The 255-nt window shown below is 62.0% G+C and carries 1 protein-coding gene; it reads right to left on the bottom strand.

Annotated features, from left to right (window positions below):
* On the bottom strand, positions 1-255 hold a 255-nt coding region (locus tag ACUHMQ_RS21685), incomplete at both ends, for a hypothetical protein (protein ID WP_445297434.1).

The raw sequence follows: 255 nt of genomic DNA, 5'->3' as shown, positions 1-255 counted from the left end.
GCCACAGTACAACCTGTACTCTCTTATCCGTCGTCTGCGATACCACCCACAGATCGGCCTTGCCGTCCCCAGTGCCATCACCCAGCAGATAGCGGGTCTCGGCTGCCCAGGCACCCAGTTCCAGCTCGGTCGCTTCACCCAGCCCATCGGCTGTAGCCAGCCGGATGGTGGCGACTGCCTTGCCATCCTGGCGCTTGCGTACTACTACCAGGTCAGACTTGCCATCGCCGCTGACATCACCGAGCAGGTATTCCG

The organism is Chitinimonas violaceus, from assembly GCF_052601015.1.
This window is presented reverse-complemented; position numbering and strand designations above follow the sequence as displayed.